The sequence below is a fragment of the Martinezella rhizogenes genome, from assembly GCF_007002745.1.
Taxonomy (GTDB): Bacteria; Pseudomonadota; Alphaproteobacteria; order Rhizobiales; family Rhizobiaceae; genus Agrobacterium; species Agrobacterium cucumeris.
In genome coordinates this window covers 436,675-452,265 of sequence record NZ_SGNY01000002.1, presented here as the reverse complement: position 1 = coordinate 452,265, position 15,591 = coordinate 436,675, and the positions used below count along the sequence as shown (strand labels likewise).

Sequence of the window (15,591 nt, the reverse complement as noted above, 5' to 3'; positions counted from 1 at the left end):
ATTATTAGAGAAACACCCCGGCTTTTTGATCAGCCGGGGTGCGTTTTCAACAATTACTTCACGTTTGCGCCGACGACGCTGTCCCAGCCGGCCGTAACGGCCGCCTTGTTGGCGTCAACTTCCTCGAGCGTCGGGAAGATCGCCTTTTCATAGGCTGCTGCCGGCGGCAGGCTGTCGATCAGTTCCTGCGGAACCTTGCCAGCCTTGACCATGGCGTTGAAGCGGATCGGGTGGCAATAGCCCTTCAGCCAGCCGAGCTGACCGTCGTCGGAATAGAGGTGTTCCATCCACAGCTTGGCGGCGTTCGGATGCGGCGCGTAAGCGGAGATGCCCTGAACGTAAACGCCGGCCAGAACGCCCGTCTCAGGGACGACGACTTCTGTCGGCGGGTTGTCGTTCAGCGTCTTCTTCCAGGACAGGGCGTTATAGTCCCAGGCGATGATGATCGGAGTTGCGCCCTGTGCCAGCGTGCCGGCCTTGCCGATAACCGGCAGGAAGTTACCGGCCTTGTTGAGGTCGGCGAAGTACTTCAGGCCGGCTTCACCGGCTTCCTTGCCGGATTTCGCACCGGTGGAAAGACCAGCGGCGAGAACGCCAAGGATTGCCTGGTTGGAAGCGCGCGGATCGCCTGCGAGTGCTACCTGACCGGAATATTCCGGCTTCAGCAGGTCAGCCCAGTCCTTGGGAGAGTTGGTGACAAGGTCCTTGTTCACGAACATCGACATGACGCCGTAATAGTCGCCGTACCAGTAACCGTCGGCATCCTTGACGTTGTCAGGAATTTCGTCCCAGGTGGAAACCTTGTAGGGCTGCAGCAGGCCTTCGGCCTTCATCTGCGGGCCGAAAGCAAGGCCGACGTCGACGACGTCAGGAGCCTGCGGGCCCTTGTTGTCCTTGTTTGCCTTGATTGCTTCCACTTCGTCGGCGGAGCCGGCGTCGGGGTTCAGTTCGTTGACGGTGATTTCCGGGTACTTCGCCTTGAAGGCGGCGATGACGTCGCCGTAACCGCACCAGTCGTGCGGCAGCGCAACGGTTGTCAGCATGCCTTCCTTCTTGGCGGCAGCGATCAGTTCGGCGCTCGGTTCAGCGGCGGCGATCGCGGTGGAGGCGATGACCAGTGCAGTGGTCGTAGCAAGCAGTCGGCGGCAGTGAGAGATCACTTTTTTCTCCTCTTCGTGTTCTCATATTGCGGACGCTGATACGGATTCTAGATGAAGCTAATGTGACGGCTGGATTACAATTTATTTATCCGGATTCCGCCACTTTACGCCCATTTTCCGCCATCGTCAGGCTTTTTGCCTGCAATTGCGGGATAATCCCCTCATCATCCTATTGGCCAGATCTGTTCCCCAGCTTGGTTATGTACCCTGTTTTTCGTGCTGGTAGCGATCACAGGTATCCAATCAGCGTGCGGCATTCTCGTCAAGCAAGTTGCCGGCTATATAATTTCTCATGTCCTGTCCGGTCGGCGAAACAGCCGCGTCTGCTCGAACAGGCCCTCCAGCGCGTTCATGCGCTGCTTGGTTTCATCCCAGGTGCCGCTTTGCACCGCTTCGATCAGCGCTTCGACCACGAATAATGTGACGACCGAGGAATCCCAGGCCGAAGGTGCCTCGATCTTCACACGGAAAGTGTGCAGCGCGTGGCGCGCCACCGGCGATGTCCATTGGTCGGTAAAGAGAATGATCTGCACGCCGTTTGCTTTCGCGACTTCGGCGAGCGTCGTCATATCGTGTTCGTAACGGCGAATGTCGAAGATCACCAGCACGTCGCCGGCGCTCATATTCAGCATATATTGCGGCCAGGCGCTGGAATTTGATGACATCAGCGTCGTTTTCGGCCGGATCACCTGCATGTGGGTGAAGAAATATTCGGCAATGGCGCCGGTGATGCGGCCGCCGACGAAATAGATGCTGCGTTTGCGGTCGGAAAGCAGGGCCGCGGCATTGTCGAAGACCGCGGTGTCGAGGTCGCTCAACGTGTCGCGCAGATTGCCGGTGATGGCATCGGCAAAGCGGTTGAGGATATGCAGCCCCGGCGCATTGGTGGCCCAGCGGTCGTGTTTGGCAACCGGGCCGGAGATCGTCGCTTCAAGCTCCTGGTGCAGATGCGCCTGAAATTCCGGATAACCTTTGTAGCCGAGTTTCTGCACCATGCGCGCCACCGTCGGCGTCGAAACGCCGGCATTTTCGGCGATGGTGGTGATGCTGCCGAGGCCGGAGACGGGATAGTTGCCGAGCAGGCTTTCCGCCAGCCGTTTTTCCGAACGGGTCAGCGCATCGTAATGGGCATGGATGACATCCGACACGGTCGCCGTCGTGCTGCGCAAATCTTTCCCCTTCCGGTCTTTTTGCCGGTGCTTCCACTAAAATAAACATCTGTGTCGGCGATCGAGTCAATGGGAAAAATGAAGAGAAAATTTCAAAATTCCATTTGACACTGGCAATAATGTGAAGAATTCTTTTCGTCGTTGACGGAACAGCGGGTTTCCGGGTGGGGTTCGTGCATGACGGTGCGTTCACGGTTTTTCACAGAAATGGAAGGACAGGCGGTTGGCGTCGAGAACGCTGCGGGAAAGGGCGACGTCCTTCTCGTCTGCGAACACGCTTCCGCCACCATCCCTGAAAAATACGGTACGCTTGGTCTTTCGCCGGAGGTTCTCTCGAGCCATGCGGCCTGGGATCCAGGTGCCCTTGCCGTGGCGCGGCTGCTTTCGCAGAGCCTTGACGCCACGCTCGTCCATCAACGGTTTTCGCGTCTGGTCTATGATTGCAACCGGCCACCCGAATCGCCTTCCGCCATGCCGGTGAAAAGCGAGATTTATGATATTCCGGGCAATCTCGATCTTTCCGAAGCGGAGCGATTTGCCCGCACTTCTGCGCTCTATGTCCCATTTCACGACCGCGTCAGCGAGATCATCGCCGAGCGGCAGGCCTCCGGGCGCAGGGTGGTCGTGGTGACGATCCACAGTTTCACGCCGGTCTATCACGGCCAGTTTCGCGCCGTTCAGATCGGTATCCTGCATGATAGCGACAGCCGTCTGGCTGATGCGATGCTGGCGGGCGCCGAGGGGTCGGCGCTCACGGTCAAACGCAATGATCCCTATGGCCCGGAAGATGGCGTGACGCATACGCTGAGGCTGCATGCGCTGCCGGACGGGCTTTTGAACGTCATGATCGAGATCCGCAACGATCTTGTCACCAATGAAGGGGAGCAGGCGGCAATTGCCGGGTTCCTCCACGAGCTTATGGGGAAGGCGCTCTCATCAATTGATGAGTGAGGGAGCAAGGGCTGGCCAATGGTGAAAACACCAGGGCCGGCCACCAAACGAGACTGCCGACATTCACGAAAAGCCGGAAAGGCATGAAGCGGCAAGGGAACAGCAAGTGCGTGCGGCACAGCGCGGAAACCTTCCGCAGGTGCTGAAAACTGGGGCACAATCGGCCAATAACGGCTGACTGGCTTGTTTTTTTCTTATTCAGGAGAGAAGGGCATGGACAGTTCATCGTCAGGCGTCAGCTATAAGAAGGCTGATGCATCCTATTTCGAAAAACGCGGACTTTCCCGTTATGCGGGCGTCTGGTCGCTCTGGGCGCTCGGCGTCGGGGCGGTTATTTCAGGGCATTTTTCCGGATGGAATTTCGGCTTTTCCACCGGCGGCTGGGGCGGCATGCTGGTGGCGGGCATCATCATCGCCATCATGTATCTCGGGCTGACATTTTCGATCGCGGAAATGAGCCCGGCCTTGCCGCATACGGGTGCAGCCTATTCCTTCGCCCGCACCGCGATGGGTCCCTGGGGCGGCTTCGTCACCGGACTTTGCGAGAATGTCGAATATGTGCTGACGCCGGCGGTCATCGTCACCTTCATCACGGCCTATATAAATTCCATTCTGGGGCTCGATCCGGCCTATTCGCCATTTGTGTGGATAGGTTTTTATGTGATCTTCCTTGCGCTCAACGTTTTCGGGCTGGAGCTTTCCTTCAAGGTCACATTGGTCATCACGCTGATTTCGCTTGGTGTTCTGGTGTTCTTCTGGATCAGCGCCATTCCGAACATGGATTTCTCGCGTTTTGCGCTGAATATCGGCGTCGGTCCCGACGGCAAGGCCGTGGAACTGCCGGAGGGTGGCGGTTCATTCTTCCCCTTCGGTTTTTCAGGCGTTCTCGCCACGCTGCCTTTTGCGGTCTGGCTGTTCCTTGCCATTGAACAGCTGCCGCTGGCGGCGGAAGAATCGGTCGATCCGAAACGCGATATGCCGAAGGGCATCATTCTCGGTGTCATCACACTGATGGTTTCGGCCTTCATGATCGTGCTGCTCAACCCGTCGCTGCCGGGTGTTGGCGCCTTCCATCTCGGTTCTTCGCTCGAACCGCTGCTGGATGGCTTCAAGGCGATTTACGGTGATGGCGGCGTGGTGCTGCTCGGTCTCGTGGCGCTCACCGGCCTGATCGCCAGCTTCCATACGATCCTCTATGCGCAGGGTCGGCAGATCTATTCGCTGTCGCGTGCGGGCTATTTCCCGACCGTACTGTCGATTACCCATCCGAAATACCGCACGCCTTTTGTGGCCAACATCGCCGGTGCGCTTGTCGGTCTGGCGGTCATGCTGGTCATCTGGTTCTCGCTGGGCGCGGAACAGGGCGGCAGCATCATCGGCAGCGTGCTTTTGAACATGGCCGTTTTCGGTGCGATGTTCTCCTATATCCTGCAGGCGATTTCCTTCATTCTGCTCCGCAGGAACCTGCCGCATATCGAGCGGCCGTTCCGTTCGCCCTTCGGCATTCCGGGTGCGGTGCTGACGATCATCATCGCCATCGTCACGCTGCTTTACCAGATCCAGGATCCCAACTTCAGCAAGGGCGTGCTGTGGGTAGCGGTCTGGTTTGCCGTGGCGATCGCTTATTTCGCCTTTATCGGACGCCATCGCCTCATCCTGTCGCCGGAAGAGGAATTTGCGCTGGAGCACAAGCAGGCTGCCATGGCGGCGGCGGCTGCAAAGGCCTGATGCCCAAACAAACGGGCGGCCGTATCCGGCCGCCCGGCCAAGACAATAAAGGGAACGGACAAAATGACGAGCTACACATTCGACGCGCTTAAGATGGATGTCGCCGAGGGGCGCATCGACACGGTTCTGGCCTGCCTTGTCGACATGCAGGGGCGTCTGATGGGCAAGAGATTTCAGGCCGAATTCTTCGTTGAAAGCGCCTTTGAGGAAACCCATAGCTGTAATTACGTGCTTGCCACCGACATGGAGATGGAGACCGTTCCCGGCTATAAATCCTCCAGCTGGGAAAAGGGTTATGGCGATTATGTGCTGAAACCCGACCTTTCGACGCTGCGGCGCGTGCCGTGGCTGGAAGGCACGGCGCTGGTGCTGTGCGACGTGCTCGATCATCACACCCACGAAGAGGTGCCGCATTCGCCGCGCGCGCTGTTGAAAAAACAGGTGGCGCGGCTGGAGGCCATGGGGCTGAAAGCCTTCATGGCGACCGAGCTGGAATTCTTCCTGTTCGACCAGACCTTCGATGCGGCGCGCGCCAGCGGCTACAAGGGGCTGAATCTCGCCAGCGGTTACAACGAGGATTACCATATCTTCCAGACCACCAAGGAAGAGGACGTCATGCGGGCGCTGCGCAAGGGCCTGCAGGGCGCTGGCATTCCGGTTGAAAACTCCAAGGGTGAGGCGTCTCCCGGCCAGGCGGAAATCAACGTGCGTTATGCCGAAGCGCTGACCATGGCCGACCGGCACGCCATCATCAAGAACGCCACCAAGGAGATCGCCTGGTCCAAGGGCAAGGCGGTGACGTTCCTTGCCAAGTGGAACTATAACTCCGCCGGCAGCTCCTCACACATCCACCAGTCGCTGTGGAGCCTCGATGGCAAGACGCCGGCCTTCCTCGACAAGGATGCCAAGCATGGCATGTCGGAACTGATGCGGCATTATGTTGCCGGGCTTCTGGCCCATGCCAGCGAGATAACCTATTTTCTGGCGCCCTATATCAATTCCTACAAGCGGTTCATGGCCGGCACGTTTGCGCCGACCAAGGCGATCTGGAGCCTCGATAACCGCACGGCCGGATATCGTCTCTGTGGCGAGGGCACTAAGGGCATCCGCATCGAATGCCGCGTCGGTGGATCCGATCTCAATCCCTATCTTGCGATGGCTGCTCTTCTCGCGGCGGGCATTGACGGCATCGAAAATAAACTTGAACTTGAACCCGCTTTTGTCGGTGACGCCTATGGCGGCAAGGATGTGCGCGAGATACCCAAGACCCTGCGTGACGCCACTGCCTTTCTGGACGGATCGAAAATGCTGCGCAACGCCTTTGGCGATGATGTGATCGATCATTATGTCCATGCCGGACGGTGGGAGCAGGAAGAATACGACCGCCGCGTGACCGACTGGGAAGTGGCGCGCGGTTTCGAACGAGCCTAATCATTACGGGAAAATATCATGACCATGATCCAGAATATCTCGCCCATCGATGGCTCGGTTTATGCCGAGCGGGAGGCGATGTCGCTGGAGGCGGCGCGGGCCGCCGTTTCGAAAGCGCGCAAGGCGCAGAAAGACTGGGCTCGACGTCCGCTTGAGGACCGGGTTCAGCTGGTTCTGAAGGGTGTGGCGCGCCTCAACGAAATGGTGGCGGAGGTTGTGCCGGAACTGTCGCATATGATGGGCCGTCCGGTGCGTTACGGCGGCGAGTTCAAGGGCTTCAACGAGCGCTCCAATTATGTCGCGTCGATTGCGGCTGATGCGCTGGCGCCGCTCGTCATCGAGGAAAGCGGCAATTTCGAACGTCGCATCGAGCGCGAGGCGCATGGCGTGGTCTTCGTCATCGCGCCGTGGAACTATCCTTACATGACGGCGATCAACACCGTCGCGCCCGCTTTGATGGCCGGCAATACGGTGGTCATCAAACATGCGGCGCAGACGTTGCTGGTCGGCGAGCGCATGGTGCGGGCTTTTGTCGAGGCTGGGGTGCCTGACGATGTCTTCATCAACGTCTTCCTCGACCATGGCACGACCTCGGCGCTGATTTCCGAGGGCCTGTTCAACTTCGTCAATTTCACCGGTTCGGTGGAAGGCGGCCGTGCCATCGAACGCGCCGCTGCCGGCACCTTCACCGGCCTCGGGCTTGAACTCGGCGGCAAGGACCCCGGTTATGTGATGGAGGATGCCGATCTCGACGCCGCCGTCGATACGCTGATGGATGGCGGCACCTATAATTCCGGGCAATGCTGCTGCGGTATCGAGCGCATCTACGTCAATGAAAACCTCTATGACGAATTCGTCGAGAAGTCCGTGGCGTGGGTTTCGAACTACAAGCTCGGCAATCCGCTCGAGCAGGAAACCACGCTCGGGCCGATGGCCAACAAGCGGTTTGCCAAGGTGGTGCGGGCGCAGATTGCCGACGCCGTTGCCAAGGGCGCCAAGGCGCTGGTCGATCAGACGCTTTTCCCGGCCGATGATGGCGAGAGTGCTTATGTCGCGCCGCAGATCCTCGTCAATGTCGATCATTCCATGGAATTCATGACCGAAGAGACTTTCGGTCCCGCCATCGGCATCATGAAGGTCAAGAACGACGATGAAGCCGTCGCGTTGATGAATGACAGCAAATACGGCCTCACCGCCTCGCTCTGGACGCAGGATGCGACACGAGCCGCGAGGATCGGCCGCGAAATCGAGACCGGAACCGTGTTCATGAACCGCGCCGATTATCTCGACCCGGCGCTTTGCTGGACCGGTGTGAAGGAAACCGGCCGTGGCGGTTCGCTTTCCGTCCTTGGTTTCCAGAACCTGACCCGCCCGAAATCCTACCATCTGAAGAAAGTCACGAAATGAATATCGTCGCCAACTGGAGCTACCCCACCGCCGTCAAGCTTGGCCGTGGCCGGATCAAGGAACTGGCGGAAGCCTGCAAGACGCTCGGCATCAAGAAGCCGCTGCTCGTGACGGATCGCGGCCTTGCCAATATGGCGATCACCGCGCATGCGCTGGATGTGCTGGAAGAGGCAGGCCTCGGCCGGGCGATCTTCGCCGAGGTCGATCCGAACCCCAACGAGATCAACATGGAAGCCGGCGTGAAAGCCTATCGCGATGGCGGTCATGACGGTGTCGTCGCCTTTGGCGGCGGCTCTGGCCTCGATCTCGGCAAGACCATTGCCTTCATGGCCGGGCAGACCCGCCCGGTCTGGGATTTCGAGGATATCGGTGACTGGTGGACCCGGGCGGATGCTTCCAAGATCGCGCCGATCGTCGCCGTTCCGACAACCGCTGGTACGGGTTCGGAAGTCGGCCGCGCCAGCGTCATCACCAATTCGCAGACCCATGTGAAGAAGATCATCTTCCATCCGAAGCTCTTGCCGGGCGTCGTCATCTGCGATCCGGAGCTGACGGTCGGCATGCCGAAGGTCATCACGGCCGGCACGGGCATGGATGCCTTTGCCCATTGCCTTGAAGCCTATTCCTCACCGTTCTATCACCCGATGAGCGCCGGCGTGGCGCTGGAGGGCTTGCGTCTCGTCAAGGAATTCCTGCCGCGCGCCTATAAGGACGGCACGGACATCGAAGCGCGCACCAATATGATGGCAGCGGCAGCGATGGGTGCGGTGGCGTTCCAGAAGGGTCTCGGGGCCATTCACTCGCTCTCGCATCCGATCGGCGCGGTCTACAACACCCATCACGGCATGACCAATGCCGTCGTCATGCCGGCGGTGCTGCGCTTCAACCGCCCTGCCATCGAAGACAAGATTGCCCGCGCGGCCGCCTATCTCGGTATCTCCGGCGGTTTCGACGGTTTTTATGATTACGTGCTGGAACTTCGCAAGGAACTCGGCGTACCGGAAAACCTGACCGCCATGGGCATCAAGCCGGATCGTATCGACGAACTGGCGGCGGAAGCGATCAAGGATCCTAGCTGCGGTGGTAATCCAGTGCCGATGACGCTGGAAAATACCAAGGCGCTTTTTGAGGCTTGCTTTTAAGGAGCTACCTTTATTCATCAGGTTTGTGAGAGGTTGAGAGGGTGCTGCTTGTTTCTTCTCCCCGAGGGGGAGAAGTCCGCGGCAGCGGGATGAGGGGGCAAGCTCTCCGAAATCCGGCAAGGTTGCCCCCTCATCCGACCCTTCGGGCCACCTTCTCCCCGGCGGGGAGAAGAAACAAATGGCAACGTCGTGCCCTGCACCGGGAGCGAGCTACGTACGATCTCTAATCCAGCCCGCGACGACCCGGTCGCGGGCTTTTCGTTGCCCTGCATAACCGTTCTTAGCCTTTTATTAACCCTGTTCGTTAAGATTATGGAAAGCACCATGAGTTGCTTCGGTGCGTGAATGAGCATGAAACGGCTCTGACCAACAGGGGGTATCATGTCAGTCATCACTTTCGCCAATACCAAGGGCGGTGCCGGAAAAACCACGGCCGTGCTGCTTCTGGCAACCGAACTGGCCCGCAGCGGTCACCGCGTGACGGTTCTGGATGCCGATCCGCAATTGTGGATTTCCCGCTGGCACGAATTATCAGGCGATATCGAAAATCTTTCGGTGATTTCGCATGTGACGATGGCATCGCTTGAGGGCCATATTCGCGAGAATAAAACCAGCACCGACTGTTTCATCATCGATCTGCCGGGAGCGAAGACCCCGCTTCTGACCATGGCTCTCGGCATTTCCGATCATGTGCTAATCCCGGTTCAGGGCTGCGCCATGGATGCGCGCGGGGCCGCCGAGGTTCTGGATCATATCGAATTTCTGAACCGAAAGATGGGCAAGGAGATTGCCCATTCCATCGTGCTGACGCGGGTCAACGCCATGGTGGCGACGCGTTCGCTCCTGCTGGTCAAGATGCTGCTGGCCGAGAAAAATGTCTCGGTTCTCAACACCCCGATCGTCGAGAGAGCCGCCTATCGCGATATTTTCGACCTTGGCGGCACGCTTCTCTGTCTCGATAAGACCAAGGTGAGCAATATCGACAAGGCGGTCGAGAATGCCAGAGCATTCGCGGGCGAAGTGCTTGACTTGCTGCCGAAACGCCTGTTGCGGCTCGGTACGCCACCCGCGCGCCTTTTTACTCGTAAAGCCGCCTGAAATATTGCTTTCAATTTTCGATCCGTCTGCGGCGGTCATAACCGCAGACGGATGATGCTGCCTCGGACCATCGGCGGCCGTCAGGCTTACCGGCGTGTCAGTCGTTGCTTTTCAGCGATGGCTTCATTATTCGCTTGATTTGGAAATGATCGTTTCCTATATTTCGGCCATGAGCAATATCAGCCACAACCAGTCCGAGGAACAGCGCCATCGCGGCAGGCCGCGCGAGTTCGATATCGACCGCGCGCTCGATGGTGCGATCCGGGTTTTTTCTAGGCGCGGTTATCACGCCACCTCTGTGGGCGACCTTACCGATGCGATGGAGCTGGCGCAGGGCAGTCTTTACAAGGCCTTCAAGGATAAGAAGGCCATCTTCATCGCCACGATGGAGCGCTACAGGATCGTGCAGACCGAGCGTTTCGAGGCGGCGGTGGCGGGTTACGATACCGGTCGCGAACGCCTGCGGGCAGGGCTGATGTTTTACGCGGAACGGTCGCATGGCGGGGCCGGCTCTGATGGATGTCTGGTTGTTGGTGCCGCTGCCGATCTGGCGGCGCTGGATGACGACATTGCCGTTGTGGTCGAACGGGCCGTGAAGGCGAGGGAGCGGATCGTCGCCCGCCTCGTTGCCGAGGGGCAGAAGGATGGTTCGGTGAATTCCAAGGCCGATCCCGATGATCTTTCCCGGGCGATGCTCTGCATGATGTACGGCATGCGCGTGGTGGGAAAGACAGGGCGCAGCCTCAAGGACATGGTGGCCGTGGTGGATATCGCCATGAAGCTTGCTGAGTGATTTCGTGTCTATTTAGGAAACGTTCGTTTCCATATTGGAGAAAATGATGACGACGCGTGTAATTGAAGGGGAGGATGTTGATGCAACATCCCTTTCTCCGGCTTTGACTTTTCTGCTGGCGACAGCCTGCGGGTTGATTGCCGCCAATCTTTATTATGCCCAGCCGCTTGCCGGCATCATCGGGGCGGAACTTGGTCTCTCCGCCGGCGCTACAGGCTTGATCGTGACCCTGACGCAGATCGGTTACGGTGTCGGCCTGCTGTTCGTCGTGCCGCTCGGCGATCTCGTTGAAAACCGCAAGCTGGTGGTCGGTTCCGTCTCGATGGCGGTGCTTTCCCTTGTGGCAGCGGCATTCGCGCCGCATGCGGCCCCGTTTCTGATTGCGGCCTTCCTGGTCGGCGTCAGTTCGGTGGCAGTGCAGGTCATCGTTCCCTATGCCGCCCACATGGCGCCGCACGCCATTCGTGGCCGGGTGGTCGGCAATGTCATGAGCGGTCTGATGGCCGGCATCATGCTGGCGCGGCCGGTCTCCGGTCTGCTGTCGGAAGTCGTTTCATGGCGCGGCGTCTTTCTGACGTCGGCGGCAGTCATGGCGCTTCTTGCCGTCGTGCTTTTCCGGCTTTTGCCGCCGCGCATGCCGGAGGCAAGGCTGGGTTACGGCTCGCTGATGGCCTCGATGGGCAGACTTGCCCTCCACACGCCGATCCTGCGGCGGCGGGCGATCTACCATGCCTTCCTGTTTGCAGCCTTCAGCCTGTTCTGGACCACGACGCCGCTTTATCTGAGCGGGCCGCATTTCAACCTGAGCCAGGGTGAGATCGCGCTGTTTGCACTTGCCGGGGCTGCGGGCACCGTGGCTGCGCCAATTGCTGGGCGGATGGCCGATCGCGGCTGGACCCGTGCGGCGACTTTCCTTGCATTGGTGGCGGTAGCGCTCTCCTTCGTCGTCACGCATCTCGCGCCCGAAGGCTCGCATCTGGCGCTCGCCATTCTGGTAGTCGCAGCCATCGTTCTGGATTTCGGCGTCACCACCAATCTGGTGCTTGGCCAGCGGGCGATCTTCACGCTTGGGGCGGAATTCCGCAGCCGTCTGAACGGCATCTATATGGCGACGTTTTTCATGGGCGGCGCAATCGGTTCCGCCGTGGGTGGCTGGGCTTATGCTGTCGGCGAATGGCAAGCCGCCTCGTGGATCGGTTTCGCCTTGCCGGTGGCCGCCCTGCTGTATTTCCTGACGGAGAAGCGCGACTGAAACACCACTCAATGAAAAAAGCCCGACGGACCAAACCGCCGGGCTTTTTCTGTTTTATTCCGGTCGATCCTATTCCGCGAATTCGACCACAACGCCGGGACGGACCATCTTTGCCAGTTCGGTCGCATCCCAGTTGGTCAGGCGGATACAGCCATGGCTGTTTGTCTTGCCGATCTTCGAAGGTTCCGGCGTGCCGTGAATGCCGTAGGTCGGCTTCGACAGGGCAATCCAGACCGTGCCGACCGGGCCGTTAGGACCCGGCGGGATCTGCAGGATCTTGTCGTTCTGGCCCTGCTTGAAGTTGATCTTCGGATTATAGGTGTAGCCGGGATTGAGCGCGATCCGCTCCACCGTGTGCGTGCCGCTCGGCGAAGGCGTATCCGTAGAACCGATGGTGGCGGGATAAGCGGCGATCAGATTGCCGTCCTGGCCATAGGCGAAGACCTGCTTGATGCCCTTATGCGCGACGATGCGGGCCACCTGTCCCTTTTTCGTCTCGCCCGGATTGACCACCTTGATGATGGTGCCGGGCACCGTGAAGTCGATGCCGGGGTTCAGTTCCTTCAGATAGTTCTCATCCATATGGAAGCGCTCGGCCAGCGCCTCGGAGGTGGAGGTGAAGGACAGCGCGGGCAGCTGCGACTTCTCGGCATAGTCGTCCGGAATGGAGGCGACATAGGGGCCGGCGGCATCGGCGGCGGTGATGGTGTAGTCGACGATCGGCATGCCGCCGGAAGAGCGCAGGCGTTCCAGTATATCGTCGGAATTGTTCGGGTCCAGCTTTTCGCCGGTCATGTCCTGCCAGGCGGCAATGGCCTTGTTGACGTTGTCACCCATCTTGCCGTCGATAACGCCGGGCGAGATGCCTTCACGGTCAAGGAAAGTCTGCAGTGCGACGATCTCCTGACGGGAACGGTTGACCGGTGTCGTCACCGGTGTGTGGCGTTCGATCAGGTGATCCGGCTGCGGAACGGCGGCGGTGGTGCTTTCGCCGGGCATAGGCTGGCCGAGCGGCCCGCTTTCCACCGCGCCGGGGCCGGGAACGGAGCCGGTATAGACATTGTCATCGGAGCCATCACCGCGATATTCGCGATAATCACGCACGCTGCCATTGTCCTGATAGCCGTAGTCGCGCTGTGGTTCGCGATACTGGCCGCCGGGGGCGGGCGGATAATAGGTGGTGTCGCGCTGCTGGCGCGCCTGCTGCCGCTGCTGATAGCCGGAGGGCATTTCGGTGGCGAGCAGATTGCCGTACTGGTCGTAAAACACCGTGCGACCCATGGTATCGCGGCTGATAACGATATCGCCGCGCTCTGGCATGAAGTCGAGCACGCGACCGTCAGGTGTCACCAGCATCGTCTGCTGGTCGCCATAACGCTGCTGCGCGCCAGCCTGTAGCGGGGCGAAAGCTGCCACTACCGCGACTGTCAGACCCAGAGCTGCGTTAAGAAACTGTTTCACGATTCTGCTATCCTTGCTTCGTTCGCCCATAAACACACCGCAATCTTGACCCTATTGTGAAAAAGGTGAATTCGCGGTTAATGCAATCTTAATTTCCGTCACGACTAGTAGCGTTTCCGTGATTCATGCGTTTTTACTGCCACAGGAGAGGTTGTCTTGCGTTCGTTTCAGGCCGGCAGATCGCCCCGTATTTTCCTCGATGAAACCTCTGTTTTCGATATTGGTTCGTGTATTGTCGATGGCATCGACATCGCGCCCGGCCGCGCCATTCCCGATGATGGCGATGCGCGCATCGACCATTCGCTGGAAGGCTTTCTCTTCACCTGCGGTCCCGATCATATCCGCCATCCCGAACCGATTGATGGTGACGGCGAGGGGCGTCGATATCCGTTGCATGGGTCCTTTTCCTCGCATCCGGCAAAGATAGTCGCCTTCGACGTTCATGAGACCAATGCACTGGCGCGCGTCGAGGTTCCCGTAAAGCTTGCCGATGGCGGCGCTGCACTGCTGGAGCGGACGTGGCGCATTGATGGCGAAAGCGGCGAAGTCAGCCTTGAGGACAAGGTCGTCAATACGTCAGACCGGCCGATGCCGGTGTTTCTGATGTACCACATGAATGTCGGTGCCCGTCTGTTTGACGATGCGGTGCGGCTGGAAGGCGCAATGCTGGATGGCGGCGGCCATGGCTGGCGTTTCGGCGAGGAGCCGGGCAATGTTTTCTGTGTTCCCGCCGGTAATGATGATTGGGCGGAATTGAAGCTTGGTCCCGTCGCGGCCATTGGCGGGAAGACGCTGACCGTGCGTTTTCGCACGGAGACACTGCCCTATCTGCAGATGTGGCGCAACCAGCAGGAGCCCGCCAATGTGCTCGGCATCGAACCGGTTTCGCATCGCTGGGTGGGGCGGAGCGAGCTTGAGGCCGCCGGCGAGTTCAATATTGTCCACCCGGGTGAAAGCCGCTCCTTCGGCCTGCGTTTTTCCATCCTCTGAATGCCGTACCGAATGAGGACACCGCATCATTGACGCATGGGTTTTGAGCCCTTACATCGGATGCGGATTTCTAAGGGTGGCGAGAGCGTGCCAGCGGCGCGGATGCCGATTTCAGCGGAGGCATAAGATGGATATCAGGCGCATAGACGACGAATATTCGGTAACGGGACAGATCAGCGTCGCCGATCTGGATGAGGTCAAGGCACTCGGCTTCAAGTCGATCGTCTGCCACCGCCCTGATGGTGAAGAAGACGGCCAGCCGCTTTTTGCTGATATTGCCGAGCGCGCAGAGCAGCTCGGTATTACCATCATGCATGTGCCTGTCGGCCGTTATGGCGTCGACGCCGATGCCGTTGCCGGCATGGTGGATGCGCTTGACGAATTGCAGCGCCCGATGCTCGGCTATTGCCGTTCCGGCGCGCGCTCCACGGCGATCTACGAAAAGACCCATCACCTGCGCGGCTGATTTTTCGCGCTTCATTTTGTTTTCAAATGCCAATCAACAGGAGTTTTCCATGACCATCAAGCGTATCGAGCCGGGCAAGCGCATGAGTGGCGCCGTCGTTCACGGCAACACCGTTTATCTGGCCGGCCAGGTTGGCGAAGGCACCAGCGTTACGGAACAGAGCAAGTCTGCGCTGGCTGAAGTCGACCGCCTGCTGGCTGCTGCCGGTTCGGACAAGTCGAAGATCCTGCAGACCATCATCTATCTCTCCGACATGTCCACATTCGGCGAAATGAACGCCGTCTGGGAAGGCTGGATCGACCCGGCAAACCCGCCGGCCCGCGCCACCAGCGGTGCACCATTGGCAACGCCGGATTACAAGGTTGAGTTCATCGTGACCGCTGCTCTCTGAGCATCCGTCTGAGTTTTTAAGAAAAGGCCGGGTCGCGGAATGCGGCCCGGCCTTTTTTGATGGGAAATTCGAAACGCTCGTTTCGTCATCCTCGGGCTTGTCCCGAGGATCCACTCACGTATCACAACTGACAGGTGGCAGATGCTCGGGAC

14 protein-coding genes are annotated in these 15,591 nt (G+C 59.2%); 11 read left to right on the top strand and 3 right to left on the bottom strand.

All coding sequences use genetic code 11. The features are described from left to right. Positions 1-53 precede the first annotated feature (53 nt). Positions 54-1,160 carry an ABC transporter substrate-binding protein gene (locus EXN68_RS07845; protein ID WP_142840305.1) on the bottom strand — a complete coding sequence of 369 codons (1,107 nt, stop codon included), beginning with the start codon at positions 1,158-1,160 and terminating at the stop codon, positions 54-56. A gap of 290 nt (positions 1,161-1,450) precedes the next feature. Further along, the gene (locus tag EXN68_RS07835) at positions 1,451-2,329 is read right to left on the bottom strand and encodes a MurR/RpiR family transcriptional regulator (protein WP_046798027.1); all 879 of its coding nucleotides are present in this window, start codon (positions 2,327-2,329) and stop codon (positions 1,451-1,453) included. Positions 2,330-2,506: 177 nt separating this feature from the next. Here EXN68_RS07835 and EXN68_RS07830 point away from each other — a divergent pair, with 177 nt between their 5' ends. The 8 genes from EXN68_RS07830 (at position 2,507) to EXN68_RS07790 (ending at position 12,131) form a co-directional block, all read left to right on the top strand. Then, entirely contained in the window at positions 2,507-3,280 is a 774-nt protein-coding gene (locus EXN68_RS07830; RefSeq protein ID WP_142840304.1) for an N-formylglutamate amidohydrolase, read from the top strand. A gap of 213 nt (positions 3,281-3,493) precedes the next feature. Further along, positions 3,494-5,008, top strand: a complete 1,515-nt coding sequence (locus tag EXN68_RS07825; RefSeq protein WP_142840303.1) for an amino acid permease — start codon at positions 3,494-3,496, stop codon at positions 5,006-5,008. Between the two features lie 63 nt (positions 5,009-5,071). Beyond that, positions 5,072-6,439, top strand: a complete 1,368-nt coding sequence (locus EXN68_RS07820; protein WP_142840302.1) for a glutamine synthetase family protein — start codon at positions 5,072-5,074, stop codon at positions 6,437-6,439. Between the two features lie 18 nt (positions 6,440-6,457). Then, entirely contained in the window at positions 6,458-7,846 is a 1,389-nt protein-coding gene (locus EXN68_RS07815) for an aldehyde dehydrogenase family protein (protein WP_142840301.1), read from the top strand. Next, a complete protein-coding gene (locus EXN68_RS07810) occupies positions 7,843-8,988 on the top strand; it encodes an iron-containing alcohol dehydrogenase (RefSeq protein WP_034498788.1) in 1,146 nt (381 codons plus the stop codon). Before EXN68_RS07815 ends, EXN68_RS07810 begins: the two co-directional genes overlap by 4 nt. A 381-nt stretch (positions 8,989-9,369) precedes the next feature. Continuing rightward, positions 9,370-10,086: a ParA family protein gene (locus EXN68_RS07800; RefSeq protein WP_142840299.1), complete on the top strand. Its 717-nt coding sequence runs from the start codon at positions 9,370-9,372 to the stop codon at positions 10,084-10,086. Positions 10,087-10,231: 145 nt separating this feature from the next. Further along, positions 10,232-10,879 carry a TetR/AcrR family transcriptional regulator gene (locus tag EXN68_RS07795; protein ID WP_142840298.1) on the top strand — a complete coding sequence of 216 codons (648 nt, stop codon included), beginning with the start codon at positions 10,232-10,234 and terminating at the stop codon, positions 10,877-10,879. Positions 10,880-10,925: 46 nt separating this feature from the next. Continuing rightward, positions 10,926-12,131 (top strand): MFS transporter, encoded by a 1,206-nt coding sequence (locus tag EXN68_RS07790; protein WP_193559509.1) that lies wholly within the window; start codon positions 10,926-10,928, stop codon positions 12,129-12,131. A gap of 69 nt (positions 12,132-12,200) precedes the next feature. On the opposite strand, the gene EXN68_RS07785 is transcribed toward EXN68_RS07790, so the two are convergent. Next, positions 12,201-13,592, bottom strand: a complete 1,392-nt coding sequence (locus EXN68_RS07785; protein WP_142840296.1) for a L,D-transpeptidase family protein — start codon at positions 13,590-13,592, stop codon at positions 12,201-12,203. Between the two features lie 156 nt (positions 13,593-13,748). On the opposite strand from EXN68_RS07785, the gene EXN68_RS07780 reads away from it, so the two are divergent. From EXN68_RS07780 to EXN68_RS07770, 3 genes are all read left to right on the top strand, one after another. Beyond that, the gene (locus EXN68_RS07780) at positions 13,749-14,582 is read left to right on the top strand and encodes an aldose 1-epimerase family protein (RefSeq protein WP_142840295.1); all 834 of its coding nucleotides are present in this window, start codon (positions 13,749-13,751) and stop codon (positions 14,580-14,582) included. A gap of 127 nt (positions 14,583-14,709) precedes the next feature. Next, positions 14,710-15,048: a protein tyrosine phosphatase family protein gene (locus EXN68_RS07775; RefSeq protein ID WP_065113791.1), complete on the top strand. Its 339-nt coding sequence runs from the start codon at positions 14,710-14,712 to the stop codon at positions 15,046-15,048. 49 nt (positions 15,049-15,097) lie between these two features. Further along, complete coding sequence (locus tag EXN68_RS07770) at positions 15,098-15,439, top strand: RidA family protein (protein ID WP_003494829.1); 342 nt, start codon at positions 15,098-15,100, stop codon at positions 15,437-15,439. The last annotated feature ends 152 nt before the right edge of the window (positions 15,440-15,591 follow it).

What these genes read in the sequence shown, in the direction of transcription:
- EXN68_RS07830 (WP_142840304.1), top strand. Translation starts at nt 2,507, where the DNA reads ATGACGGTGCGTTCACGGTTTTTCACAGAAATGGAAGGACAGGCGGTT.
- EXN68_RS07825 (WP_142840303.1), top strand. Translation starts at nt 3,494, where the DNA reads ATGGACAGTTCATCGTCAGGCGTCAGCTATAAGAAGGCTGATGCATCC.
- EXN68_RS07820 (WP_142840302.1), top strand. Translation starts at nt 5,072, where the DNA reads ATGACGAGCTACACATTCGACGCGCTTAAGATGGATGTCGCCGAGGGG.
- EXN68_RS07815 (WP_142840301.1), top strand. Translation starts at nt 6,458, where the DNA reads ATGACCATGATCCAGAATATCTCGCCCATCGATGGCTCGGTTTATGCC.
- EXN68_RS07810 (WP_034498788.1), top strand. Translation starts at nt 7,843, where the DNA reads ATGAATATCGTCGCCAACTGGAGCTACCCCACCGCCGTCAAGCTTGGC.
- EXN68_RS07800 (WP_142840299.1), top strand. Translation starts at nt 9,370, where the DNA reads ATGTCAGTCATCACTTTCGCCAATACCAAGGGCGGTGCCGGAAAAACC.
- EXN68_RS07795 (WP_142840298.1), top strand. Translation starts at nt 10,232, where the DNA reads ATGATCGTTTCCTATATTTCGGCCATGAGCAATATCAGCCACAACCAG.
- EXN68_RS07790 (WP_193559509.1), top strand. Translation starts at nt 10,926, where the DNA reads ATGACGACGCGTGTAATTGAAGGGGAGGATGTTGATGCAACATCCCTT.
- EXN68_RS07775 (WP_065113791.1), top strand. Translation starts at nt 14,710, where the DNA reads ATGGATATCAGGCGCATAGACGACGAATATTCGGTAACGGGACAGATC.
- EXN68_RS07770 (WP_003494829.1), top strand. Translation starts at nt 15,098, where the DNA reads ATGACCATCAAGCGTATCGAGCCGGGCAAGCGCATGAGTGGCGCCGTC.